Below are 26,378 nucleotides of genomic sequence, written 5' to 3'. Positions count from 1 at the left end.
GAGCTTATGAAAATTCTTGCTGGTATTTAGCTATTTCGGCATAGCTTTTCGCAAACTCTTGTGTTAAATTTTTGAAGAGAGGGTATAAAGCGCGGTAGTATTTAAAATTTTCTGGCTGAGGCTTATAAACTATTTCCATCGTTCCACTAGCAACATCTTCAATACTATCAATCCTCCCCAAAGCTTTTTGAGCCATGATCTGTGCTGCAAAGCATCCCGCCTCATGGTCTTTTTGAACCGTTATTGGTAACTCAAAAATGTCTGCAAGAATTTGCAACCAAAGCTCCGACTGAGAAAAACCTCCCGTAACTTTTATTATTTTAGGACATGCTGAATTTTCTGTGAGTGTCTCTTCTAACATACGCAAGTTAAAGGAAATGCCCTCAAGAACTGCACGCGCCATGTGACTTGTTGTATGACGATAGCTAAGTCCAAAAAAAGAAGCCCTAGCTGCTGCATTCCACAATGGTGCTCGTTCTCCACCTAGATAAGGATGAAAGATTAATCCATCCGAACCTGGAGACACACCTCTTGCTAAGTCAGTAATCGCTGCAAAGTCATAAGACTTCTCAAGTACGTTGTCTTTTAACCACCGAAAAACATCGCCTCCAGAATTTACCGCTCCACCATTTACCCAATGGTCTTCATCAAGTGCGTAACTAAAAGTTCTCGCTGCTTCATCTAGCTGAGGTACATCACTTACCATGCGAAGGGCGCCTGAAGTACCTACTGTAATTGCCAATTCACCTTTTTTAATTGCCCCAACACCTAAGTTTGACATAGGACCATCGCCAACGCCATATACAAAAACGGTATCTGGTGAAAGCCCCATCTTTCGTATCCATTTTTCTGGTAAACCTTTCTCTATTGCATAAGGTGATACGATTTTAGGAAGTTGTGTTTTTGAAATACCTAACAGATCTAAAATATCATCGTCCCAGGTCATTTTCTGATTGTTAAAAAAACCTGTACCTGTAGCAATTGATAGATCCATCGTATTACTTTGGAAAATGCGTTGAAAGATTGCGCCTTTGAGATCCATAAAATGCGCTGCATTTTTGAAAATCTCTTTTCTTTCATTCTTGAGCCATAATAGTTTAGCAAGAGGCGACATCGGATGTAAAGGTGTTCCTGTTTTATGATATATAGCATTTGAAGTATCTTCACTTTTTAAATCGTTACTGTATTTTTCAGCTCTAGTATCTGCCCAAGTTAAGACACGCGTTAAAGGCTGCCATTCCTGATCAAAGGCAATCAAGGCATGCATTTGGGTGCTGAAAGAACATGCTAAAATAGAATCTCCTGTTTTTATTTGGCGTGTTATTTTTTCAACAACACTTATCATCGCAGTAAATATCTCCTCTAAATCTTCTTCTGCCATTCCTTGGGCATCACGATAAAGTGGGTAAGACTGAGAACTTGTGGCGATCTGAATCCCTGATTGATCAAAGAGAACTGCTTTTGTCGCAGTGGTACCTAAATCTATACCTATTAAATAATCCATGTGTTTCCTTTCAAAAAAAGGCAAGTCTCCATTGCCTTTTTATTTTATAAATCATTTCCATTTGATGCAATAACAGACTTATACCAATCAAACGACTTTTTCTTCATCCGTGCAAGCGAGCCTGATCCATCATTTTTTCTATCCACATAAATCATACCATATCTTTTACTCATCTCGCCTGTGGAAGCTGCAACTAAGTCAATGACTCCCCAAACGATATAACCCATCAAGGGTATTCCATCGGAAATACCGTCTGCCATCGCTTTGATATGCTCTTTTAAATACGCAATACGGTAATCATCATTGATTTTTCCATCAACAATCTTATCCGACGCTCCCAATCCATTTTCAACTATAAAAATAGGTTTTTGATAGCGATCATAAATTTGATTCATGGTAATCCTTAACCCAAGTGGATCAACAGCCCACCCCCACTGACTTGTTTTTAGATATGGATTTTTCACCGACTTGACCACATTTCCTGCATTAACTTCTAAATCATCAAAACTTGCAACTGAACATCGCGAAGCGTAGTAACTAAAAGAAACGAAGTCCACAGTGTGCTTCAAGATGTCTTCGTCACCAACTTCCATCTTTAACTCGATATTTTTTTCGCGGAAAATCCTCTGTGTGTAAGAAGGATAATACCCTCGAGCTTGAATATCCGTAAAAAATGTATTCATCTGTTCATCTTGCAAGGCTTGCCAGACATCCTCAGGTTTACAGGAATAGGGATAAAATGCACCTCCAGCAATCATACATCCGATTTGTAAATCCTTATCCAATTTATGTGCAGCTTTCACAGCCAAACTACTTGCAAGGAGCATATGATGGGCAGCCTGATAGATTACTTGCGCTTTATTTTCACCTGTTTGGAAGGCCAATCCTGCTCCTGAAAAGGGGCTATGTAGAATGATATTTATTTCATTAAAAGTAATCCAGTACTTTACATCGTCTCCAAACTCATCAAAACATGTCCGAGCGTATCTCTCGAAAAAGGTAATCATTTTACGGTCGCGCCAAGAGCCATATTTTTCAACTAATCCCATCGGAACGTCAAAATGTCCTAAGGTTACCAAAAGTTCCATGTCATACTTTTTACACTCTGCAAACATTTGACGATAGTAGGCTATCCCCTCTTTGTTAGGCTCACTTTCATCACCCTTGGGAAAAAGACGAGACCAAGAGATTGATGTGCGGAATATTTTTAATCCCATTTCTGCGAGCAGTGCTATATCTTGTTTATAGCGGTGATAAAAATCAATGCCTTGATGACTGGGGTAAAATTCTGATTCCTCTAAGATTGGATGAGAAATTTCACCTAATTTAACGGGCAAGCGTTTTTCACCTAAAGGCAGCATATCAATATTACTGGCTCCTCTCCCCCCTTCTAACCATGCTCCTTCAGCTTGGTTTGCCGCAATAGCTCCACCCCAAAGAAAATCTTTAGGAAATTTTCCTGCTTCTTTTTTATTTTTCAACGTCTAAAATTACCTCTCCCTCACTGACTTCATCCTTTTCTAAAAGCGCAAAATTCACATATTCTGCAGAATTTGTCACAACAACTATCGTATCTGTGGCAAGTCCTGCTGCTTCAATCAGTGCTAAATCAACTTCTACTATTGGAGTTCCTTGGTAAATTTTATCGCCCATTTTGATGTTTGAAGTAAAACCTTTGCCTTCTAAAGTTACTGTATCGATACCAATATGGACCAAAACTTCTAATCCTTTATCACTGGTAATTCCAATGGCATGTTTTGTTGGAAAAACAGCTGTAACCGTCCCTGTGATTGGTGAAACAATTTGTCCATTACTTGGTACAACCGCAAAGCCTTTACCCAATACTTCTTCTGAAAAGACCTCATCTGCAACTTCTGAAAGTTTTTTAACTTTTCCAGTTACTGGAGATTTAATACTTACAGTCTGAGCAACTTGATCCAGATGGATTTCTTTTAAGTTTTCTTCTTCCACAGGCAAATCATCAAACCCGATAACCAAGGTTAAGACAAATGACAATACAATGGAGAGAATCATCACGATAGCTACCCAAGCGATGGTCATTGGATTATCACGGTCAATAAATTGAACACTCGTAAACAAACCTGGAGCGGCCATTGAGTGGCTGGCAAGTCCTGCCATTCCAGCTACAGCTCCGGCAACAAAACCTGTAATCACTGAGGCAATCATCGGTCGTTTCAAACGTACAGCTACACCATAAAGTGCGGGCTCAGTAATCCCTGCAATGATAGCTGAAGATGCTGCAGCTAAAGCTGTTTGCCGTAATTCTCTATTTTTTGTTTTCAAAGCAACTGCTAGAGAAACACCGCCTAATGAGAGGTTGGCACCAATTTCTGATGGCATAACCATTCCCTCAACACCTGTATCCGCAATAGTCTGTACAATTGTCGGTGTGAAGACGCGGTGCATTCCTGTCATGACAAGCAACGGCCACAGTGCGCCAACAATGGCTACTGCTAACCACCCTAGTTTATCATGAATAAAGAACACACCATTAGAAATAGCTGTCCCTAACCAAACTCCTGCTGGACCTACTAAAAGTATAGCGATTGGTGCTGCTACAAGTAGGATAAGCATTGGCTTCAAAAAGTTTTTCGTTACCACAGGCGTGATTTTATCAACATAATTTTCAATATATTTAAGGAGCCATGTCATCACGATAGCGGGAATAATAGTATAAGTGTACTTTACAGATGTCATAGGGATCATCGCAAAAGTTACAGTAGTACCCTCAGCAGCCTTTGCCATCCATTCCATAAAGACCGGATGTACCATTAGACCAGCGATAGCCATCGCTAAGTAAGTGTTTGAGCCAAATTTTTTAGAAGCAGAAACAGCGACTAATAGTGGTAAAAAGAAAAATGAAGCATCCCCAATGGTATTCAAGATGTTATAGGTTGAACCATCAATACTTAGAATCCCCGTCATTTCCAAAAGCATCGCGAGCAACTTAATCATTGAACCGCCAATAATAGCTGGTATCAAAGGAGACATAGTTCCAATAATGGCATCAAGGATGTTTGTTCCTATTTTTTTCAAGGTTAATTTTTCTTTCGGTTTACCTGACTCGTTCGCCACAGCACCGCCAGCAACACCTTTTTTTAAGATAGCTGCGTAAGCTGCGGCTACATTGTTGCCAACAATAATTTGGTATTGCCCGCCTTGCTTGACAAGCCCCATTACCCCATTGATGTTTTTTACTTTATCATCATCTGCTTTGCTTTCGTCTTTTAAGATAAAACGTAGTCGTGTCATACAATGTGTTAAATTTTCAACATTTTCGACTCCACCTATTGCTTGCAGAATAGTCTCCGCCATTATATTAAAATCTTGCGCCATTTTCTCTTACTCCTTAGTTTTATTTTCCACAGCATGTCCACCAAAACCATTTCTGAGGGCTGCGACTACTTTTCCACTCATGCTATCTTCCTGTAAGGAACGATTACGCATCATTAAAGACATGGCAATTACAGGTGCAGGAACTTCTAAGTCTAGACTCTCTTCGACTGTCCACTTTCCTTCTCCCGAGGCTTGGACTCGCCCTATAATTTGATCTAATTTTGCATCCTTTGCAAATTGTTCTTCCGCAAGCTCCATAAGCCACGAACGAATAACTGACCCATGATTCCATAATTTGGCTACTGCTTCATAGTCGTATTTAAAGGGAGAAGCTTCTAAAATCTCAAAGCCTTCTGCAATAGCTTGCATCATGCCATACTCAATGCCATTATGAATCATTTTAAGATAATGGCCACTGCCAAGCGGACCTGTATAAAGATAGCCATCTTTTTGAGCCAATTTTTGAAAGAGGGGTTCCAATTTTTCCCAAGATTTTTTGCTATCACCACCAATCATAAAGTTCCCCCCCGAACGTGCACCAGCCATTCCCCCTGAAGTACCAACATCAAAGAAATCAATTTTCTTAGCTTTTAGCTTTTCATTTTGTTGAAGATTATCCTTATAATATGAATTTCCTCCATCAATAAGGATGTCTCCAGCGGATAACTTTTGAGTCAACTCCTCAACGATACTATTTGTTATACTTCCTGCAGGTAACATAAGCCAAACAATCCGTGGCTGTGGTATGACTTCAATGAATTCTTCTAAAGTAGAGCAGCTTATCACTTGCTCAGAATATAGTTCTGCTTTTCTGATTTGTGTTTCGTCGTTGTCTAAGACAGTCACTTTCATACCCTTATCAACTGCATTTTTTACAAGGTTAAGTCCCATTTTACCAATCCCGATAAGTCCAAAATTCATATTCTCTCCTATTTGATATGGCTATTATAAGAAAAACATTATATTTATCTTCCTTACTTCTTAAATATTATAACACGGAAAAAGTAACCGCTTTCTCCAAAAAACGGAGAATTCTCCACAATCATGTTATAATAATTTTATGGGAATATTTATTGACAATTATCAGAGTACACAGCTCTCCAACACAGAACAATCCATATTGTTAAAGCTGGATAGCCAGCCAGAGCTTTTAGATAATAATCTAACACAACTTGCAGTAGAGCTCCATTCTTCAGGAACTTCAATCATACGACTTTGCCAAAAATTAGGATTTTCAGGATTTTCGGAGTTTAAATTTGAAACAAAGAAACTGCTCAGTTTGACAAGTAATAAACATGAGATTTCCTTTTTAGAGGAGCTTACAAACTTTTGCAATTTTTTATCCACAGATATTACCACAGACAAAGTGCGGTTATTTGCGCAAGAAATATCTAAATCGAAAACCATTTATATCGCCGGGGTTGAAGCTTCTAAATCTCTTGCTGCTTACTTCAGCCATAAGTTAAATCAATTTGACTATGCTGCCGTTCATGTTTCGGATGATACCCTCCTAGATTTATTGCCTAATATTCTTAATCGCCATAGTCTGGTTATTTACGTCTCCATATCAGGACAGACGAAACGGCTGACGAATTCTGCTCAAAAAGCCAATCATACTGGTGCCACAGTTCTTTCTCTAACAAATGCTAAAAGTAGTCCCCTAGGGCGTTTAAGCAAAATAAATATCTCTACTAATACTTCGACTGCTATCTACCACAACTATGATGTTACCCCTCGAACTTTTCAGGTCGCAGTTATTGATTTAATTCTATCCAGAATTGTGCAAAATCTTGAAAAGCAATAGATATAATTTTAGACATAAAAAAACTTCTTTGTTATCCACAAAGAAGTTTTTATTTTATCCAAAGTCGGTAGGTAAACCTTTACCATTTCCGAAGAAATATCCCGTTTTATTATTTATTGTTAATAGGTAACTGCCGTCTGGACGATACAAGTTGAAATAACCTGCAACTTGACCAGCCATGAAACCGGAAGTCATTGTATGAATAGCGACTGGTAAAAGAATAAAATCATTACCTGAGATATAACCACGCTGACGCGCAATATTCAATACTTTATCTCTGATTCCAGGATTCCAAGTGAAAGCTGGATCTTGTGGATTAAGATTAGCTTGGGGTTGAACACGCGCATTGGAATTATCTGGCGTAGCACCTGTCGGATTTTGGGCACCATCAGCCGCTACGGCTGTGGCAGATGAAGCTCCACCTTGTGCTGCATTTTTATCTGTTTGTTGTTGTGTTGTGGCTCCTGTTGTTCCATTTGATGTATCAGTAGAAGCTGATGTTCCTGCAGTTTGATCTGAGGTTTGATTGCCAGGTTGAGTAGCTGCATTATTTTGCGTAGCCGTCGCTGCTTGCTCTTCTTTAGCTTTAGCCTCTGATTGCTGTGTTTTTGCTAAGTTAATTGCTTGAGCCAATACTTTATTCAGTTTCTCATTTTCAGTATTTGGAACCGCTGGTATACTTACTGCCTCTTTTACTTGAGCTTCCTTATTAAGTTCACCATCTACAATAGCTGATTTATTAAAGAGAGCGTTAACTTTTTCAACTGCTTTTATTTGTGCTTCAAGCGCATTTACCTTTGTTTCTGCGGTATCAAAATCGCTTCCTTTTAAAGTTTTGAGCTTATTTTTCAAAGCTGACAATTGATCAAAATTAGAATTCTTCAGTACTTGATGATCTGAGTCAGTAAAAAATTCGTCGTAAGCTTTATTAAAAGCATTTAAGTTAGCTTTGTTTTCCACAGCTGCTTGATTGACTGCTTTTTCATTATTATTATGATTATAGAGTGCATAACCAGCGCCTCCTGCAGCCAAAAGGACCAATGCACAAAGTCCAATAATCAAAGGTTTCTTATTTTTCTTTTTCTCTGATTGCTCTTCTTGCGCAGAAGCTTCCGACTCAACTACGGGTGTAACAGGTAAGGGTGTTGGCACAGTTTCACCGGCAACCGGTGCTTTTTCTAGAGGCACAACAACTTCTTCTTGTGGAAGCTGTGCCTCTTCGATAGGTGCACTTTCTTTTTCCTCATCTTGTACATTTTCATTTGCTTCTATTGAGTTTTCCAGCTCCTCGTCTACAGTCGAAACTGGCTCTTCTGTAGGGCTTGTTTCCGCAACTTCTTCTTTTGAGTCAGGAACTTGATTGGAAAGCTCTGGGAAATCTTGTGCTGTACTTTCTGTTTCTTCCGCTTGTTCAGCTGCACTTTCCTTATCGACAAGTTCTACCGGTACAGGAACAACAGGAGGTACATCATCAGCAATTTCTACTTCATCAAACTCTGACTTATTTTTTTCTTTGAAGTTTGGTTCCTTAGATGGAGTAACTGTTTCTGCTTCTTGAGTGCCAGTTTCTGAATCTTGTGTCTCTGACGCCTCAGCTAACTTTTCTTCAGCTTCTTCTTCTTTAGCCACAATCACTTCTTCATTAGGATCAACAGTTTCTTCTTGATCCATTTTCTTACGCTCAGTTTGGATATATTTTTCTAAGGCTTGATTTTTAACAGCTTCAATCTCTCCACGATGTTGACGAATGTATTTGTCAAGTACGCTTTCGCTTTCACTATTTTCTTTATCTACCCTTTGCGCTTTTTTTACAATTTCGCCTACAGTGAAATCTGAGACATCGCCCAGTTTTAAGACTTTTTCGCCAGAATTTTTGATATCTTTATCTTTTTCTTCTGTCATTTAGATCTCCATAGCATTTGCTTATTTTTTTATTCTTTTTCCAAAATATTGATACAAGTCTGTACGCAATGTTCCGTTATAGAGCTTACGCTTTTTCGTTGCTTTAGCTCCGTAATGTGTTTCAAAAGCAATATCACTTGTCAGAATATATTTGCTCCAAGTTTCGAGGGGCGCAAAAGTTGCACCCATCTCTTTATAGAGCCCTGCAACTGAATCTTCATCTCCCAAACGTTCTCCGTATGGCGGGTTCGATACAATAACCCCATCAAGGGCATCTGTATGAAAATCTTGCAGACGCATCTGTTTATATTTTATCACATGGTCAAGTCCAGCTGCAAGTGCATTTCCTTTTGCAATTTCAATCATTCGACCATCGATATCGAAGCCTTGAATATCAAGCTCTAAATCTTTACGTATAGCTTGTTTTGCGGCTTGGCGTACTTCTTCAAAAACATCTGGCTTCATCCATGACCATGCTTCACAGGCAAACTTGCGATTAAGACCGGGTGCCATATTAAGTGCCAACATCGCAGCTTCAATCGTAAATGTTCCTGAACCACATGTCGGGTCAACAAACATACGTTTTGGATTTGCCAGCCAGTTTGTCAACATAATAATCGCTGCTGCCATGTTTTCCTTTAATGGAGCATCACCTTTTTCAACACGATAGCCACGTTTGAAGAGTGAATCGCCGGTGGTATCAATCATTACCGTCGCATTATCTTTATGAATCGCAATCTCGATGGAAAAGCCCGCACCATTTTCTGGGATAGGTACGCCCTCTGGACGATGATAGGCTTTTTGCAATTTCTTCACAATAGCTTTTTTAGTAATCCCTTGAACACTTGGCTCATTATGTAAAGTTGATTTCACAGACTTTGCTTTACTTACAGGAAAGGCTGAACCAAAAGGAATATAATCTTCCCAATCAAGCGCATATACATTTTCAAAGAGTTCATCAAAAGTACGTGCCTTAAATTCACCCACAACAATCTTTACACGATCTGCTGTACGAAGCCAAGTATTTGCTTGAGCAATTGTTCTTGTATCTCCTGTAAAAAAAACACGAGAACGATCGTCAATCGTAACATTTTCGACTTCCATATTGCGTAATTCACGAGCCACTAAACTCTCAAGACCTGCTGCAGCAGTCGCTATCAGCTTAAAATTATTTTTCATTTGTTCCTTTGTTTCTTTCTAAAAAAAGCTGGGACTAGCCCAGCGTGTCATACAGTTTTCTATAAGCCATGTTTTGTTCAGGTCTTGCGACCGTCGATAACCATCTGTCTGGGGAAGATAGTCTTCCCCCTCGACCACGCCTTCAATTCGGCTAGTCAAGTGCCCCGACCATAAGTTTGGGTTGCTCGCTTGAGGGGTTTACCACGTTCCAATCTTACCGTTTCCAGCAAGCCTCGTCTCTTTGGCACTTTTACAGAATACTCATGCATATCAAAAGACTTAGCACTTTCTTCAGCCGTTAGGCATGACACTCCTACCTTGGTTTATTGTTTCACCAAGCACAAACACTACGGGCATCGCAGCCCGTGCGAGCATGGACTTTCCTCATGATACCAAAGGTATCACGCAGTTATCCAAAAACTGTTTTTTCTTTTTCATTAAATTATGAAGTCAGCTTTATGCTTCTTCACTTGAAGCACTTCCTGGACCAAAAACAGCTTGTTCCAAACGGTTAATACGTTTAAGAAGCTCAAAGTTACTTGGTTGACCAATTTCTGTTTTTGGTTTATTGATTCGGCTTGAAACCACGCGGCTCATGTTATCCAAACGTTGTGTTTCTTCCAAATTTGCTTGGTTAGGACGACTTGCTTGAGATTCAAGTTCTACGATTTTTTTCTTCAAAAACTCGTTTTCTTCTTGCAAGCGCAATACTTCTGCTTGAAAAGCTTCGTAATCTTGAATGACGTCATCGAGGAGCTCGTCAACTTCTTCTTTATCATAACCACGCATTTTTGTTCCAAAGTCAGCTTCATAGATATCTTTAGGTGTAAATTTAAATGTTGCCATATCGTCCTCTTTTATCATTTCATATCAAAGTTTTATCATCTTTAATCATAGCAGAAATTTTTTAATTTTTCAAGTCAATTATCCACTGGAAAATATCCGGATAAATGGCTTGTTATAAGTCTTTCAAAGCTAACTTAATCAAGGCTAAATCAAACAAATAATTTGCATCTACTCCTGAGCTTTTTATTTTACAATCAAGTTCAATGAGGGACAATGTAGCTTGTGCCAGAAAGCTTTCCTGCATGTTACGTACTTGCTGATTTGCTAACTTGACACGATAGGGGTGAATTTTAAGATAAGAAGTTTGTTTCTGTTCATTCCAACCTTTATTTTGCATCAGTTTTACCTGATAATAAAGCCGGAAGGAATTTGTCAAAATAACCAATATTTTGATTAACTCCTCACCTTGCAAAGTCAAATCATGAACTAAATCACGTGCTTGATTCACATCACCCTTCAAAATCAAGTCGGTCAACAAAAAAATATTATCTTGGAGAGATTTAGGAACAACTTTTTCGACATCCGCCAGAGTAATTGTTCGTTCTCCCACATATGTTTTTAACAAGGAGATGTTTTGTTTGATTACTGGAAAAGAAAAATTTGATTTTTCAAATATCCTTTGGAGAATAGTTCCAGAAAGGCCTGTATCGGCAAAAACTCGACTTAACTCTTGAGGTTTTAGTTCTTGTGCTTCGAGCAGAGTGGCTTGTGTTTTTAGCTTTTTCGTGAGTTTCAGTCGACTGTCTAACTTACCATGTAAAATAAGAATCAGCTGTGTAGTTTCGACTGGATCATTCAAAAAATTTTCAAAACGCACTGTCTGTTTTTCATCAAAAACCGCTTTTTTTACTGTTGTAAGATTTGTGAGATTTTCTAAAATAACCAGCTTTTGCTCAACAAAGAAAGGCAAACTCTCTAGCTCTTCTAAGGCAAGATTTGCATTGGCATTATTCAGGTCAAAATATGCTTGCCCTAAGTCCGTACTGTCAAAATGGACATACTCTAAAAGCCGACTTTTTAGTTCTTGAACAAGATCTTCTTCCTCTCCGTAAAGTACCAATATTTGAGGCAGACCTGCTTTTTTTATTTTTTCTAATTCTTCAAAAGCGCTCATGCTTCGTCAAACTCCTGTCCTTCTAAAAACTCTCCATCTTTTGTAACGAGAACTTTTCGTGGTGTTGTACCTTTGGCTGGGCCGACAATACCTGCTGCCTCCAGTTCATTCATCAGATCGGAAGCGCGGTTGAAACCGACTTTAAGCGCACGTTGCAACTGGGCCGTCGAGGCTTTTTGAGCAGAAATAACCATATTGCGCGCTTCTTCAAACAAGGGATCAGCTGAATTTGATGGTGCTGCTGTGCCACGGCTGCTGTCTTCTTCAGCTTCACCAGGATCAAAGCTTTCATCATAGTCAGCTTGGGATTGATTTTTAATAAAATTCACGACTGACTCAACATCAGAATCTGATAAGAAGGCGCCTTGTAAACGTACAGGATGATTTTCATCAATGGGTTTAAAGAGCATATCCCCCCGTCCTAAAAGTTTCTCTGCACCATTTGTATCAATGATTGTGCGAGAATCTGTCCCGCTGGATACAGCAAAAGCGACACGTGAAGGAACATTTGCCTTAATCAAGCCAGAGATGACATCAACGGATGGACGTTGCGTTGCTAAAATCATATGGATACCAGCTGCACGGGCTTTTTGTCCAAGACGGATAATCGCATCTTCAACTTCCTTACTGGCTACCATCATCAAGTCAGAGAGCTCATCGACAATAACGACGATTAATGGTAAGGTTTGATATTTTTCATTCGACTGTGCATTGTATTTTTCTATTTTTTCATTATAACCTGCAATATTACGTACTCCTGCTTGACTAAAGAGTTCATAGCGGTTTTCCATTTCATCTACCACCTTTTGTAAGGCACGTGATGCTTTACGAGGGTTCGTTACCACAGGAATAAGAAGATGAGGAATATCGTTATAAACAGAAAGTTCAACCATTTTAGGATCGACCATCAAGAATTTAACCTCACTAGGCAAGGCTTTCATCAGGATAGAAGTGATAATACCGTTCACAGCAACCGACTTACCTGAACCTGTAGAACCTGCTACAAGTAAGTGAGGCATCCGTGTCATATCAAAAGTACGAATCGTACCGTCTAAAGCTTTTCCTAAAGGCAACTCGAGCAAACTGTTCGTTTTGGGTTGAGCATTTTCCCAAAGTTCACGGAAACCAACGGTTGCAACTTCACTGTTAGGAATTTCGATACCGATAAGGGATTTCCCAGGTATTGGTGCCTCAATCCGTACATCCTTTGCTGCCAGAGCTAAAGCTAGATCATCTGATAAGTTGACAACACGCGAAACTTTCACTCCGGTAGCTAATTTAATTTCGTACTTGGTGACGGATGGGCCTACAACAGCAGATTCAACTGATGCCGAAATCTTGAAGGATTCTAATGTTCGCTCTAGGATTTGAATATTTTTGCGGACATTTTCTCGTTCTCCCGCTTGATTTTTTGTTGGAATTTCTTCCAATAAATCAATCGTCGGAAGTTGATAAAACTCGTTGTCAACAGAACGTTCAAAACTGATTGGCTCTTGGTCATCCTCTACTTCCTCTTGCGGTTCTATAACCCCCATTTCTTTTGTAGGTGATACTGGCGTATCAGGAATAGCTATAGGAATTTCGGAAAAGTTGGAAGTTGTATTTTCTTCAAACAGGGGTTCACTTGGGAGAGGAACTTCTTCTGCTTCCATCGCCCGTAAGTTTCTTTCAGCTTCTTCTTGAGCTTTGGCTTTTTCTTCTAAGAGTGCTGCTGCACGTTTTGCTTCAGCACGATCTGCCATACGCGTACGTGTTTCGCTTATATTTCTTTTAAGAAAAATACGTAGCCGTGCAATCAAAGCGGGTGCCATAAGATACAATGCGATAAGCCACAGAATTCCCACAATAATATAAACACCTATTACGGAAAAGAGGGCTTTAGCTGGACCAAAAAACAAGTCTCCTAAAAAACCACCGCCAAGAAAATGCGTCACCTGTCCTTTTTTCAGATCAGACATTGCTAAAACTAAAGCATTTTTATTGGGAGACAGGACATCATATCTCGCATGAAAAACAAGAAGAAGTCCAAAGAAAAAGAGAGCTAACCCTGGTAAAAAGCGTTTGTTTTCACGAAAGAAATCCTTTTTGAAAACCGTCATAAACATGACGAATAAAACGATTAATAAGAAAGTGATTGCTAATGATCCTACAGCCAGTCGGGTGACATTATATAAAAAGACACCAAATAAGCCCAAACGTGCTAAAGCAAATAAAATGATAATAAAGCTCCCAAAAAAAGCCGCCATTTTTTTATTAGCCGTCCAAAATTTAGTATTTGACTTTTTAGTCGATGGTTTCTTTGCTGTTGAACGCTTCGCTTTTGGTTTTGATTTACTTTTTGTTGTTCTTTTTGCGGGCATATTATTTCTCTGTTCTAAAACTTAATATTACTCTTTATTGTAACATTTTACAGGCTTATCTTTCAATACTGGCTTTTAAGACATTAAAAAGCCGAAAGCTTGTGCTTTCGACTTTTATTTTGCTTCATTATTTTACAACCATAACATTACATGGTGCATGGTTAACAACATAACTTGCAGTTGATCCCACAAGTACACGGTCAATAGCACCTTTACCTGTTGAACCCATAACAATCAAGTCAATATCATTTTCCTCAGCAAAATCAACGATTTCTTTTTTAGGAGAACCACTCACTTGAAAAGCTTTGTACTCAACTTTGTCACCAATAAGTTTTCCTGCTTCATCAAGAATTTCTGTTGATTGTTTTTCCGCTTCTTCCAAAACAGCTGGCATGATGTAAGCTGTGCCATACAGCTGCGCAACGTCTTTAGCATGTACTACAAATAAAGATGCTTGGTTTCTTTTAGAAATCTCAATAGCTTCTTGGATAGCTTGATTTGCTTGATCAGATCCATCTACTGCGACTAAAATATTTTTGTAATTTTCTCTCATTGTAAACGCCTCCTTTTTCTTTATTATAAGATATTTTCATATCAAAGTCCAATAAAAAGTTTAAAATTTTTGTTTTTTATCACTTTTTTCTCATTGAATTGGCTTATATCCATATTATTTAACTTAATAAATTAATCATACCTGAATATCCGAGCTGTTTGGCATAATCTAAGGCCGTTAAATTATTGTTATCACGTAATTCAGTGTTTGCTTTATATTGCAAGAGGGTCTTCACGATTTCTTGATAGTGTGCTGAACCATCTCTCAATGCCACTGCCTCAATCAATGCTGTATATCCATAATTATTTTGATGATCAATATCCACTTGACCGTCTTCCAGTAACATTTTCACATTTTCCAAATGTCCTTTTTCAGCTGCTGGAATCAAAGCATTTCCTCCAAAGCGGTTATAGACTTTTTGGTTAGGTTTACTGTGTTGCAAAATATATCGCAGGATTTCGGTTTTACCTTGAGCCGCTGCGTAAAGGTAAGGCGAGTCTTGAATGTGATCTTGTAAATTAACATCTGCCCCATTATCTATCAATAGCTGAGCTAGGGCAACATTATTTTCATGAGTCGCGATAAGTAAAGGTGATTCTCCTTGTGCATTCCTCTCATTAATATCTGACTGATTAGCTTTGATACTTTTTTCAATTTCAGATAAGCTCTTCTTTTCTGTTACAGCCTCTAAAACTTTCATCGGTTTGACCTCCTCTTTTTTCGAAGTTGCCTTTTCGTTGGTGGATGCTGCCTTTTGTGAAGTCGAAATCGTAGTGCTTTGTTTAGCTTCGCCTTCATGAGAACTTTGATTATCTTGTTTGGAACAGCCTACTAAAAGAACAAAGGCTAGTCCAGAGAGAATCAGATATTTCCTCAAAGCAACCACATCCTTTCGTTTCATTCTATGCTATAAGTTCATCTTAACATTTATCGTATATTATTAAAAAAATTCTGACTTATAACTTTTAGAGTGGTTTTGAAATAATCCAGGATAGATAATACTAAAAGAAGATTATTAACAATAAAATATACTATTGTGATACAATGAACTTACGGAAAATATAAACGCTTACAAGGCTTTGGCCTTTTTTGACCTTGACGGAACTTTACTTAACGGACAGAGTCAGCTAGACCCTGATGTCATCGATGCTATTCACGAAATTCGCCGTAATGGTGTCCTTCCCTTTATTGCCACAGGACGTGGACATTTTGAGCTTGACAATATTATGGCAGCCACTGGCATCACCGGTGCTGTTGCTATGAATGGACAATATATTGTTTTAGATGGCCAAACGATATATAAAGATCCTATTTCAATTGAAAACATCGAAAAATTACACACGTTAGCTATCGAGCAAGACGAAGCACTTGCCTTTTATGGCAAAGAGGGCTATTGGGTAGATCGTCATACGGATTTTGTCCGTCAAGCTTATGCTTATACACATATGCCACTTCCCGAGATTGACCCCGAAGGTTACAAATCAGAAGAAGTCAATATGCTCTTGTTATTGACTGATAAACTGTCACAAGTGGATTATTACAAAGCACAGATGCCCGAACTTAATTTCTTTATGAATGCTCCTACTTCTATCGATATTACAAACATCTCGACCAATAAAGGTACTGGGATTACACATGTGAAGGACGTCCTCAACTTTAAGGGGGAAACCTATGCTTTTGGTGATGGACGAAATGACCTCCATCTTTTAGCTGCTGCAGACCATGGTACAGCTATGGGTAACGCAGTACCTGAACTCAAAGAAATCGCTGATTTTATCAGCAGTAAAAATACAGAAAAAGGTATTGTGAATGCCTTTAAACATTGGAACTTTATTTAGACACCAAAAAAGCAGAGCGTCCTCTAGACACACTGCTTTTTTTATTCTCTTATTTTATCTGGTCAAGTCAATCCGCTTGCCCAGTTTATCCATAATAATTGCACCAATAAGCAAACTTGCAAATTCACCCACAGCTAATGTAAACCAGGTCCAGAAGAAAGGCATTCCGAAAAGAAAATGCATTTCCAAAGCGATAGTTACCATACTGATTGAGAAAAATATTGCAAAGTAGAAAAAGGCTTTATTGAGCTGACCATTGAAAAAGTACTGTTTCATATAGCGTTCAAAAAGTAGCACTCCTAAAGTCAAGAAGATAAGCGTTGACAGACCACCCACGATAACATCAACCCAAGTAAAGCTGAGGAAGTTTGAAATCATACATCCAATAGTCACAGCAATAATATATTTTTTATTAAAGAAAGCTGTAAAGTTGAGCATTTCTGAAATCCTAAATTGCATGGGACCATATGAAATGGCATTGAGTGGTGGTGTCATCGTAAGGACAACGTAAAGAGCAGCAACAATGGCAATCGTCACCATGTCGTAAACAGTAGATTTTTTCAATTTTTTCTCCTTTAGCGGCTGAATACCGCCTGTAATATGCTCAGGCAAAGGTTAAAAGTCCTGAGGATTGCTGATAATTTGCAACTTTTATATTATATCAATTTTCTTGAAAAATGAAAAGACTTCTCTGGGGTATAAAAAACTCAGCCTTAAAGACTGAGTTTTTATTTGATTGTCCAGCCGCCATCGATAGGAACCACTGCCCCCGTCAAATAGGAACTTTCTGGACTGGCTAGAAATAGGGTCAAATCTGCAACTTCTTGAGGTTTTGCCCAGCGTTTTGCTGGAGTTTCTTTTGCTACCCATTTTGCCATTTCTCCATTATTTTCAGTAAAATCCTTAGCGTTCATCGGTGTATCGATGGCGCCAGGAGCAATACCGGCAACTTGGATACCATGCTGCGCTTCATCTAAGGCAAGTTGCTTTGTAAAACCAACAATAGCATGCTTGCTTGCAGTATAGGCAATACCTCCACCACCGGCAACTAGACCGGCAACTGAAGCCATATTGATGATTGCACCAGACTTTTGCTTTTTCATTTGAGGCAAAAAGGCAGAGGTCACGAGAAACATACTGTCAAGATTAGTTGCTAGGATTTTTTTCCAAAGTGAAAAGTCCGTGTCTTCCATCGTCCGATAGTCATCAAGCCGACCTGCTGTATTAAGCAAGATATCAATTTCACCTACCTGTGCGGCTAATTGTGCTACCTTTTCAGGAGAGGAAACATCACAGACGATAGTCCTAAAATCTGCAGAGAATTCTTGTAAGTCCACGCCAATAACTTCTGCACCTGCTTGTATAAAAGCCTGCGCTTGGGCTTGACCAATTCCGCTGGCTGCTCCTGTTACTAGAACCTTTTTCCCTTTAAATTTTTGATTAGTCATTCACTAAAATCCAGTCTGTCGCCAATACGTCACAAGGTGTAGGCGCCCACATGCTAAAACCTTCACCTTCTCCTGTGACATTAATCAGAAAGTAAGGTGTAACTTGCAGTTTTTCACCGTTATCAAGTGTAATACTGTCATATAAGGCAACATAGTTTTCTGCGCCTCCCCAGCCTGTGCGTACTATTTTTTTCCCTGCTTTAAGTTCTGGAAGAATTTCTTCAAATGTCATCTTTAATTCCTTTCTGAAACTGCATCACTCTTCTTATATTAGTAGTGTTTTAATTAGTGTTTTAATTTTAACATTTTGTGCTTTATTTTGTCATTTTTTGTTTCAGCTTGACAAGATGATTTGCTTCAACTAGAATGAAGCTATGAAAAATACAGAAAATAATCAAAAAATTGTTATCATCACCGGTGCATCAAACGGCATGGGTTATGAAGCTGCCAAAACTTTTGCTCAACGCGGTTGGCAGGTTTATGCTGGCGCACGTCGTGTTGAAAAAATCCCCACTGATGAGGGAATTATCCCACTAAAACTTGATGTTACAGACAGCAAAAGTAACCAAAACTTTATCCAACATATCATTAATCATGCAGGACGAATTGATGTGTTAATCAATAATGCCGGCTACGGTGAGTATGGTCCCGCTGAAGAAATTCCCATGGAAAATGTTCGCAAACAATTTGAGACAAATTTCTTTGGAGCTGTAGAATTGACACAACTGGTCCTTCCCATCATGCGTCAACAACACTTTGGACGAATCGTTAACATTTCAAGTATCGGTGGTGATGTCTACATGCCGCTAGGTGCTTTTTATCATGCGACAAAAGCTGCAATGCAACAATGGTCTGATGTTCTTGATACGGAAGTTAAAGCTTTTGGCATTCGATCAATCGTTGTACAACCAGGCGGTACTGCTTCCAACTGGAGTACCATCGCTATGGAAAATGCCGAAAAAAATCTTCATCCAGATAGCCCTTACCAGCCTTTAGTTCAAACTGTACGCGCAGCACTTAGTGGTAACTTTGGGAGTTCAGCGACTTCTGCGGATTTGGCACAAGTTTTTTATAAAGCAGCAACAGATAAGAAAGCTCAAGCTCGTTATTACAACTCCTTTTTGGACCGTATGATGGTACATACAGCGCGTGCACATCCTAAACTTTATATTAAATTTTTTAATCTCGGATTGAAACAAATGGGTAAGCGTAAAAAATAAAAATAGAGAGCACTTCTTGCTCTCTATTTTTATTACCCGATTAATGATCCGGCAGGTACGTCAGCAGGTGCTTCAAGCACACGCAACTTACCATCAAATTCAGCAGAGAGAATCATCCCTTGACTGACATATTTCTTCATCATTTTACGTGGTTTTAAGTTCGCCACGATTTGTAATTTTTTACCGACAAAGTCTTGTTCGTTAGGATAAAATTCGGCAATTCCTGACAAGATTTGACGTGGTTCTTCATCACCTGCATCTAACTTAAAGCGAAGCAAACGATCTGAACCTTCAACACGGCTGACTTCCAGAACTTCAGCGACTTTCAACTCAATCTTTTCAAAATCATCAAACTTAATTTCTGGTAAAGTAAGATTGAGTTTAACATCCTCTGGCACCCATTCTTTTTCAGGAAGTTTTCCACCAGCCATTTGTAACTTGATGTATTCTACTTCTTCTTCCTTATCCAAACGAGGGAAGACAGGTTCACCTTTTTCTACAACTTTATGCGTAAATTCGTAACCAAAAGCTAAATCTTCTAAAGAGAACTCTTCTTCAGTTAAACCTAATTGACCAAAAATCTTCTTGCTTGTTGCACGCATGAAAGGTTGCAAGAGTGCCGCAACAATACGAAGATTTTCTGCTAAATGATAAAGCACATTATTAAGTTTATCTTTGTCATCTTTAGATTTCGCAAGGACCCAAGGCGCTGTTTCATCGATATATTTGTTTGTACGTGAGATAAGAACCCAAACTTCATTTAAAGCAACATTGAATTCAAACTTATCCATAGCTGTGTGGAATTTTTCCAAAGTTTCAGCAAGGACTGTTTCCAAGGCAGCATCAAATTCTGTTGTTGCGTCATTCTTAACCAAAACACCACCATTATATTTATTGACCATAGCAACTGTACGATTGAGTAAGTTTCCAAGATCATTTGCCAAATCATAGTTGATACGGTCAATAAAGTCTTCTGGTGAAAAGACACCATCAGAACCAAAAGGTAATGCGCGCATGAGATAATAACGCACTGTGTCTAAACCATAGCGATTCACCAACATATCAGGATAAACGACATTTCCTTTAGATTTTGACATTTTACCGTCTTTCATCACCAACCATCCATGACCAAAGACTTGTTTTGGTGGTTGCATACCTAAAGCATGAAGCATGATTGGCCAGTAAATAGTGTGGAAACGTACGATTTCTTTTCCGACCATATTCACACCGGGCCAGAATTTATCCAGTTTGCTGGTATCATCTGAACCATAACCTAAAGCAGTTACATAGTTAAGCAAGGCATCAAGCCAAACATAAACCACGTGTTTCGGATTGGATTTTACAGGAATCCCCCAAGTGAAGGTCGTACGACTCACAGCCAAGTCTTCCAAGCCCGGTTTAATGAAATTGTTGATCATCTCATTTTTGCGAATCTCAGGTTGGATAAAATCTGGATGTGATTCATAATAACTTAAGAGCCAGTCCGCATACTTGCTCATACGGAAGAAATATGACTCTTCTTCGACCCATTCTACTTCGTGCCCTGATGGAGCTTTACCACCAATGACTTTACCATCTGCATCATGGTAAACTTCTTCCAACTGTGTCTCCGTAAAGAACTCTTCATCAGAAACAGAATACCAACCCGCATATTTATCCAAGTAGATATCGTCTTGTGCTAGAAGTTGTTCAAATGCCTTTTGAACGGCTTCTTCATGATATTTATCTGTAGTACGGATAAATTTGTCATAAGAAATATCCAGCATTTTCCACAGTTCTTTAACATCTTCCGCCATTGGGTCCAAATATTCTTTAGGTGTCATTCCCAACTCTTCAGCCTTACGTTGAATTTTCATGCCGTGTTCATCAAGGCCTGTTAAATAAAACGTATCAAAGCCCATCAAACGTTTGTAACGTGCGAGAACATCACAAGCAATCGTTGTGTAGCTTGAACCGAGATGTAATTTCCCTGAGGGATAATAAATCGGCGTTGTGATATAAAAGTTTTTGTTTTCAGTCATTTTTTTCTCCTAATTCGTGCCCTAATGAAAGCCACTTGATTAGTATTTTTCCAATTGTAGATTGAAAAAAGCCTTGTTTCTATTATAGCATATCCTTTTCAAGTAAATCTTATTCTAAATAAGTTTTACTGATTTTTCGCTAAAATAAATTTACTCTCAGTTTCCCGTGTTATTTGCCAACCGATAAGGTATGTTATAATTAACCTAATAAAGACAAAAGGATTTTATTATGACTTACAAATTTATCTCATGGAATATTGATTCGTTAAACGCAGCATTGACCGGTACGAGTGATCGTGCAGCTCTATCAATGGCTGTGGTTGACCAACTTGCCACATCTGAAGCCGATGTTATCGCTATTCAAGAAACAAAGCTCAATGGTGACCTCAAAAAAACAAACAAAGTATTTGATGTTTTAGCCAGCCATTTCCCAGAATATGAAATTGTTCACCGTATCAGTACACCACCTGCACGTAAAGGTTACTCGGGAACAATGTTTCTTTATAAGAAAAGTTTGCCTGAACCAATCATCACCATGCCTGAGATTGGAGCGCCAGAGCCCATGGATAGCGAAGGTCGTATCATCACCTTAGAATTCCCCGAGTTTTTCATCACAACAGTTTACACACCAAATGCGGGTGATGGTCTTAACCGTTTGGACTTACGTGGACAATGGGATGATCAATATCGCGCCTACTTACAAATGCTTGACCTCCAAAAACCTGTCTTAGCATGTGGTGATTTTAATGCTGCTTACACAGAAATCGACCTTGCCAATCCTAAAGGAAACCGTAATTCTGCCGGATTTACTGATCAAGAACGTGAAAAGTTTGGACTTTTATTAGATGCTGGATTTACAGACAGCTTCCGTAAAATTCATGGCAATGTAGAAAGTTACTATGCGCCAGAACGCAGTATCTACACATGGTTTGCTCAACGCTCTCGTACAGCTAAAATCAATAATTCTGGCTGGAGAATCGATTATTGGCTGGTTTCTGACCGCATTGCCGAGCAGATTACACGCGCAGAACCTTTAGATTCAGGTGCTCGTCAAGATCATGTTCCCATCGTTTTAGAAATCAATATCTAAAAAGCACGACTTTTGTCGTGCTTTTCTTTCTTAATGTGCAAGCTCTTGATACGCTTCTTCTTTAAAACCTATCAAAATAATTTTATCATCTTTAACAATCAGTGGGCGCTTAACCAACATCCCATTGGAAGCTAAGAGTTCCGCTGCTTCGTGCTCGCTCAAGTCTGCTAACTTGTCTTTTAAGCCCATCTCACGATAAACCAAGCCACTGGTGTTGAAAAACTTTTTAACAGGAACCTCTGCAAACCATTTTTCAAATTGCTCAGCTGTTGGTGGGGTTAGCTTAATATCGATAGCATTATAATCAATATCTAGATTATCCAAAGTCGCCTTTGCCTTACGGCAAGTTGAACATTTAGGATATTCATAAAAGTCGTACATTTGTCATCCTCCCTTGTTCTCTATTTTAACAAAAACTAGGGCAAAGCTGCTCGTTTTTATTACTTTTACAGGGGGATGCAATTTTAAAGAAAATAAAGATTATGTTAAAATAAGATAAGAATATAAATTAAGGAGATTATTTTATGATTTGGTCACTTATAGTTGGTGCTCTCATTGGTATGGCTGCTGGAGCAATCACATCAAAAGGCTCAAGTATGGGCTGTATTGCAAATATTGTGGCGGGACTTTTAGGCTCATTTGTTGGACAAAAGCTTTTAGGAAACTGGGGACCACAATTGGCTGGAATGTCACTCATCCCTTCAATCGTTGGTGCAATTATTGTCGTACTTGTAGCTTCCGCTTTATTTGGTAAAAAGGATAATTAAAACGTTCATAGAGCGTTTTTTTTTTAACAAAAAAACAAGCAATTATCTCTTGCTTGTATAAAATTAATATTTTCTAAAACGTTGGTAGCGGCTTTCTTGAAGTTCTTCTTCTGAAAGTTGTACCAAGCTGTTGAGATCTTTTTCAATAATCGTTTTCAAGTTTTCCATAAGGTTTTCTTCTTGAACAACACCCTCAACGATCCCCATTTCAAGCTGATCTTCAGCTTTTATTTTCATCAAATCGGCTGCTTCATCACGACGTGAGCCATCTTTCCACAAGATTGTTGCAAAACCTTCTGGAGAAAGAACCGAATACATGGCATTTTCCAACATATAAACCTTGTTTGCGACTGCTAAAGCTAAGGCTCCACCAGAACCACCCTCACCAGTGATAAAAGTTAAAACAGGAACTTTCAAATCGGACATCTCAAAAAGGTTGCGCGCAATCGCTTCACCCTGCCCACGTTCTTCTGCTTCAATCCCTGGATAAGCCCCGGCAGTGTTGACAAAAGTAATGATTGGACGCTTAAACTTCTCTGCTTGCTTCATTAATCGCAAGGCTTTTCGGTAACCATTAGGACTAGGTTGACCAAAATTTGTTGCTAAATTTTCTTCGAGATTTTTTCCTTTTTGAATACCAATGACGGTGACAGCTCTGTCTTGAAAAGTTGCAATCCCTCCAACAATGGCTTCGTCATCTGTAAACTGACGATCGCCATGAAGTTCAAAAAAGTCCGTAAAAATTTCTGAAATAATTTCCCGTACTGAAACGCGATCGTTAGCACGTGCTTTGTTAATAATTTCTGCTATATCAGACATTTTTTACACCTCCGTGAAATTTCAAGAGTAAGGCTAATTTCTCACGCATTTCTTGACGTTTAACAATCGCATCGACAAAGCCATGTTTCAACAGAAATTCTGCTTTTTGGAAGTCATCAGGTAGCGTTTGACGCACTGTCTGTTCAATCACACGACGTCCCGCAAAACCAATCAAAGATTGTGGCTCAGCCAAGATAATATCGCCAAGCATGGCAAAAGAAGCTGTTACCCCGCCTGTTGTCGGATCTGTTAAGACTGTAATGTAGAGCAAACCTGCATTAGAATGTTTCTTGACAGCTGCTGAGATTTTCGCCATCTGCATCAAAGACATAATTCCTTCTTGCATCCGTGCACCACCAGAAGCCGTAAAAATAACCACTGGAAGTTTTTCAGCAGTTGCCATTTCAAAAAGTCGTGTGATTTTTTCACCGACAACAGTCCCCATAGAAGCCATAATAAAAGTTGAATCCATGATTGCTAAAGCCACTTTTTGGCCTTTAATCATCGCTGTACCAGTCATTACAGCTTCATCCAGTCCGGTCTTCTCCTTAGTCGCCGTAAGCTTTTCAGCATAGTTCGGAAAGTTTAACGGATTTTTGCTTTCAATTCCAGTGAACATTTCTGTAAATGAGTCTGAATCAACTAAAAGTTTCAAACGTTCTGGCGCAGTAATTCTGAAGTTATAGCTACAATGTGGACAGATTTTACTTGCGCCAAGGTCTTGGCTGTAAATACTGTGTTTGCAGGCCGGGCATTTAGCAAAAAGCTCGTCAGGCACTTCAGGCTTCGTCATTTCTCCCTGAACAGTTGAACGATTAGGGTTAATTTTAATATATTTTTTCTTTTGAAAGAGAGCCAATTATTTCTCCTTTGTATCAAAAATTTTTACATCTTGATAACGAACGTCTTTAAGCAGATTTCTATCTGCTTACATTCTTTTTATTTTAATTGTCTAATTATATAATTATACACGCAAAAATTAAATTCGTCAAGAACTAGATAAGTGTCCAAAAATGGCGGAATTATATAAGAACACACACGTATTCATTTCGCCAAAACTTCGTCATAACTTCCTTTACCTCTTTCAAACTATGTTATAATATGAAGAGTTTAATTCTATTAAAATACAAGGTTTATGTATATATTTCTCATCAAGAAGAAGGGAGTTTTTCATGAAAAATAAAACTTTATCGATTATTGTTCCTGCTTATAACGAGGAAGAAACGATTGAACTCTTTTTTGATGAAGTTAATGCCCAAACTTTAGACTTACCACTTGATAAAACCTTTTATTTTATTAATGATGGTTCTTCTGATCGTACACTTGATGTGATAAAAACGCTGAGTCAAAAGCATTCCAATGTTAAATATATTAGCTTTTCGAGAAATTTCGGTAAAGAGGCAGCACTTTTGGCTGGTCTTCGTGCCGCTTCAGGTGATTTTGTAACTGTTATGGACGCTGACCTTCAAGATCCACCAAGTATGCTCAACGAGATGTATGATAAGCTTCAAGAAGGTTACGATATTGTGGGAACACGAAGAGTTTCACGGAAAGATGAGCCCTTTATTCGTTCAATTTTTGCTCGAGCTTTTTATAAGATTATGAACACAATCTCAAGCACTCAAATGGTGGATGGAGCGCGAGACTATCGCTTGATGACACGGCAAGTCGTTGATAGTATCCTCGAGCTCCCTGAACACAATCGTTTTTCTAAGGGTCTCTTTTCTTGGGTGGGTTACGATGTTTTCTATTTGGAATACAATAATGTCGAGCGGGTAGCTGGCAAAACCTCTTGGAGCTTTTGGGGCTTATTACACTACTCGATTGACGGTATCATTAACTTTTCAGATGCCCCACTTAGCCTAGCTACCTTTATCGGTTTTATTAGCTTCCTTATCTCGCTTTGTATGAGCCTTTTTTATGCGTTGAAAACCATCATCTGGGGCGAAATTGTACAAGGTTTTCCTACTCTGATTATTCTTATTCTTATGCTTGGTGGATTACAACTTTTATCTCTCGGTATCATTGGAAAATATCTTTCTAAGGTCTTCCTCGAAACCAAACAACGTCCAAATTACTTTGTGAAAGAGGATAATATTGATAAATAAAAAAAACAGAAAGTTCCCACTTTCTGTTTTTTGTACTTTCTCGATGAAAAATGGATTTAGGGTTGCTGATGAAGGATAGGAGTTTGCTCTCAAATTTTACTAAGTCTTTGTGAGTATTGTAAGCCATTTATGGCCTATTTTAGTTGGTTTTCGTGTGATATAATAATGAAAGCAGAAGTTTATGGACGGTAGCCCAACTGGGAGGTGATACTTATGAAAAATTGTAGGTGATAACCTCACAATGCAGAAAGGCGACAATTTTTCTTGTCAACTTATGAAACCTTGACACTCATGATTGCATTTGCATTATTAGTGCTCAAAGTTTATGATAAAGACAATAAAAAATAACGTCCAACTTTAGCCCGTTGACGTTATTTATAACAAAAAATCGGCTACCGTTCTTAATACGGCTACTTGGGACTTGTTAGCGCAAGTCCTTTTTATTTAC

At 38.7% G+C, this 26,378-nt stretch carries 24 protein-coding genes, 1 other RNA gene and 1 riboswitch; of the genes, 6 read left to right on the top strand and 19 right to left on the bottom strand.

Annotated features, from left to right (window positions below):
- Positions 1–4 precede the first annotated feature (4 nt).
- From gntK to gnd, 4 genes are read right to left on the bottom strand one after another with little or no spacing between them, the layout of a single operon-like run.
- Positions 5–1,504 (bottom strand): gluconokinase, encoded by a 1,500-nt coding sequence (gntK, locus tag J0J36_RS02760; RefSeq protein ID WP_153924609.1) that lies wholly within the window; start codon positions 1,502–1,504, stop codon positions 5–7.
- Positions 1,505–1,548: 44 nt separating this feature from the next.
- Positions 1,549–2,985 carry a 6-phospho-beta-glucosidase gene (ascB, locus tag J0J36_RS02755; protein ID WP_019335661.1) on the bottom strand — a complete coding sequence of 479 codons (1,437 nt, stop codon included), beginning with the start codon at positions 2,983–2,985 and terminating at the stop codon, positions 1,549–1,551.
- Positions 2,975–4,861, bottom strand: a complete 1,887-nt coding sequence (gene ascF / locus J0J36_RS02750) for a PTS cellobiose/arbutin/salicin transporter subunit IIBC (protein WP_153924606.1) — start codon at positions 4,859–4,861, stop codon at positions 2,975–2,977. Before ascF ends, ascB begins: the two co-directional genes overlap by 11 nt.
- A 6-nt stretch (positions 4,862–4,867) precedes the next feature.
- Positions 4,868–5,782 (bottom strand): phosphogluconate dehydrogenase (NAD(+)-dependent, decarboxylating), encoded by a 915-nt coding sequence (gnd, locus tag J0J36_RS02745; protein ID WP_040086525.1) that lies wholly within the window; start codon positions 5,780–5,782, stop codon positions 4,868–4,870.
- Positions 5,783–5,921: 139 nt separating this feature from the next.
- On the opposite strand from gnd, the gene J0J36_RS02740 reads away from it, so the two are divergent.
- The gene (locus J0J36_RS02740) at positions 5,922–6,665 is read left to right on the top strand and encodes a MurR/RpiR family transcriptional regulator (RefSeq protein ID WP_019335665.1); all 744 of its coding nucleotides are present in this window, start codon (positions 5,922–5,924) and stop codon (positions 6,663–6,665) included.
- Positions 6,666–6,719: 54 nt separating this feature from the next.
- Here J0J36_RS02740 and J0J36_RS02735 read toward each other — a convergent pair whose 3' ends face one another.
- The 8 genes from J0J36_RS02735 to J0J36_RS02700 all read right to left on the bottom strand — a co-directional run bounded on the left by J0J36_RS02735 (position 6,720) and on the right by J0J36_RS02700 (position 15,520).
- Entirely contained in the window at positions 6,720–8,567 is a 1,848-nt protein-coding gene (locus J0J36_RS02735; protein ID WP_040086529.1) for a cell division site-positioning protein MapZ family protein, read from the bottom strand.
- 21 nt (positions 8,568–8,588) lie between these two features.
- Entirely contained in the window at positions 8,589–9,746 is a 1,158-nt protein-coding gene (locus J0J36_RS02730; RefSeq protein ID WP_019293774.1) for a class I SAM-dependent RNA methyltransferase, read from the bottom strand.
- A gap of 57 nt (positions 9,747–9,803) precedes the next feature.
- An RNA gene (rnpB, locus tag J0J36_RS02725) (RNase P RNA component class B) lies at positions 9,804–10,167 on the bottom strand.
- Between the two features lie 35 nt (positions 10,168–10,202).
- Entirely contained in the window at positions 10,203–10,592 is a 390-nt protein-coding gene (locus J0J36_RS02720) for a DivIVA domain-containing protein (protein ID WP_004258719.1), read from the bottom strand.
- A gap of 112 nt (positions 10,593–10,704) precedes the next feature.
- Complete coding sequence (gene holA / locus J0J36_RS02715; protein WP_019335667.1) at positions 10,705–11,706, bottom strand: DNA polymerase III subunit delta; 1,002 nt, start codon at positions 11,704–11,706, stop codon at positions 10,705–10,707.
- The gene (locus J0J36_RS02710) at positions 11,703–14,066 is read right to left on the bottom strand and encodes a DNA translocase FtsK (protein ID WP_019335668.1); all 2,364 of its coding nucleotides are present in this window, start codon (positions 14,064–14,066) and stop codon (positions 11,703–11,705) included. The genes holA and J0J36_RS02710 overlap by 4 nt, the downstream gene beginning before the upstream one ends.
- Before the next feature lie 127 nt (positions 14,067–14,193).
- Entirely contained in the window at positions 14,194–14,619 is a 426-nt protein-coding gene (locus J0J36_RS02705; protein WP_019293778.1) for a universal stress protein, read from the bottom strand.
- A gap of 118 nt (positions 14,620–14,737) precedes the next feature.
- Positions 14,738–15,520 carry an ankyrin repeat domain-containing protein gene (locus J0J36_RS02700; RefSeq protein ID WP_019335669.1) on the bottom strand — a complete coding sequence of 261 codons (783 nt, stop codon included), beginning with the start codon at positions 15,518–15,520 and terminating at the stop codon, positions 14,738–14,740.
- A 178-nt stretch (positions 15,521–15,698) separates the two neighbouring features.
- On the opposite strand from J0J36_RS02700, the gene J0J36_RS02695 reads away from it, so the two are divergent.
- Positions 15,699–16,457, top strand: coding sequence for a Cof-type HAD-IIB family hydrolase (locus J0J36_RS02695; protein WP_207785065.1), 759 nt, complete (start codon positions 15,699–15,701; stop codon positions 16,455–16,457).
- 54 nt (positions 16,458–16,511) lie between these two features.
- Here J0J36_RS02695 and J0J36_RS02690 read toward each other — a convergent pair whose 3' ends face one another.
- From J0J36_RS02690 to J0J36_RS02680, 3 genes are all read right to left on the bottom strand, one after another.
- Positions 16,512–17,021 (bottom strand): QueT transporter family protein, encoded by a 510-nt coding sequence (locus tag J0J36_RS02690; RefSeq protein WP_019293781.1) that lies wholly within the window; start codon positions 17,019–17,021, stop codon positions 16,512–16,514.
- Positions 17,020–17,123: riboswitch (PreQ1 riboswitch) on the bottom strand. Its footprint overlaps the gene before it by 2 nt.
- A gap of 62 nt (positions 17,124–17,185) precedes the next feature.
- Positions 17,186–17,905, bottom strand: coding sequence for a 3-oxoacyl-ACP reductase (locus tag J0J36_RS02685; RefSeq protein ID WP_019335670.1), 720 nt, complete (start codon positions 17,903–17,905; stop codon positions 17,186–17,188).
- Positions 17,898–18,137, bottom strand: a complete 240-nt coding sequence (locus J0J36_RS02680) for a DUF2829 domain-containing protein (RefSeq protein WP_004258747.1) — start codon at positions 18,135–18,137, stop codon at positions 17,898–17,900. Before J0J36_RS02680 ends, J0J36_RS02685 begins: the two co-directional genes overlap by 8 nt.
- A gap of 142 nt (positions 18,138–18,279) precedes the next feature.
- On the opposite strand from J0J36_RS02680, the gene J0J36_RS02675 reads away from it, so the two are divergent.
- Positions 18,280–19,125, top strand: coding sequence for an SDR family NAD(P)-dependent oxidoreductase (locus J0J36_RS02675; RefSeq protein ID WP_019335671.1), 846 nt, complete (start codon positions 18,280–18,282; stop codon positions 19,123–19,125).
- 32 nt (positions 19,126–19,157) lie between these two features.
- Here J0J36_RS02675 and metG read toward each other — a convergent pair whose 3' ends face one another.
- Entirely contained in the window at positions 19,158–21,146 is a 1,989-nt protein-coding gene (gene metG / locus J0J36_RS02670; protein ID WP_153924603.1) for a methionine--tRNA ligase, read from the bottom strand.
- Between the two features lie 229 nt (positions 21,147–21,375).
- On the opposite strand from metG, the gene J0J36_RS02665 reads away from it, so the two are divergent.
- Positions 21,376–22,236, top strand: a complete 861-nt coding sequence (locus J0J36_RS02665) for an exodeoxyribonuclease III (protein WP_019335673.1) — start codon at positions 21,376–21,378, stop codon at positions 22,234–22,236.
- A gap of 30 nt (positions 22,237–22,266) precedes the next feature.
- Here J0J36_RS02665 and J0J36_RS02660 read toward each other — a convergent pair whose 3' ends face one another.
- Positions 22,267–22,617, bottom strand: coding sequence for an arsenate reductase family protein (locus J0J36_RS02660; protein WP_019335674.1), 351 nt, complete (start codon positions 22,615–22,617; stop codon positions 22,267–22,269).
- A 143-nt stretch (positions 22,618–22,760) separates the two neighbouring features.
- On the opposite strand from J0J36_RS02660, the gene J0J36_RS02655 reads away from it, so the two are divergent.
- Positions 22,761–23,003, top strand: coding sequence for a GlsB/YeaQ/YmgE family stress response membrane protein (locus J0J36_RS02655; protein WP_017368954.1), 243 nt, complete (start codon positions 22,761–22,763; stop codon positions 23,001–23,003).
- Between the two features lie 63 nt (positions 23,004–23,066).
- Here J0J36_RS02655 and accA read toward each other — a convergent pair whose 3' ends face one another.
- The gene (gene accA / locus J0J36_RS02650; RefSeq protein WP_019293787.1) at positions 23,067–23,822 is read right to left on the bottom strand and encodes an acetyl-CoA carboxylase carboxyl transferase subunit alpha; all 756 of its coding nucleotides are present in this window, start codon (positions 23,820–23,822) and stop codon (positions 23,067–23,069) included.
- Positions 23,815–24,681: an acetyl-CoA carboxylase, carboxyltransferase subunit beta gene (gene accD, locus J0J36_RS02645; RefSeq protein ID WP_040086536.1), complete on the bottom strand. Its 867-nt coding sequence runs from the start codon at positions 24,679–24,681 to the stop codon at positions 23,815–23,817. Before accD ends, accA begins: the two co-directional genes overlap by 8 nt.
- Before the next feature lie 313 nt (positions 24,682–24,994).
- Here accD and J0J36_RS02640 point away from each other — a divergent pair, with 313 nt between their 5' ends.
- Positions 24,995–25,930 (top strand): glycosyltransferase family 2 protein, encoded by a 936-nt coding sequence (locus tag J0J36_RS02640; RefSeq protein WP_019335676.1) that lies wholly within the window; start codon positions 24,995–24,997, stop codon positions 25,928–25,930.
- Positions 25,931–26,378 lie beyond the last annotated feature (448 nt).

It is taken from the genome of Lactococcus sp. LG1074, assembly GCF_017309525.1.
In the GTDB taxonomy this organism is placed as follows: Bacteria; Bacillota; Bacilli; order Lactobacillales; family Streptococcaceae; genus Lactococcus; species Lactococcus petauri.
Note: the sequence above shows the minus strand (reverse complement) of the source record. Positions and strands in the feature narration are given on the sequence as shown.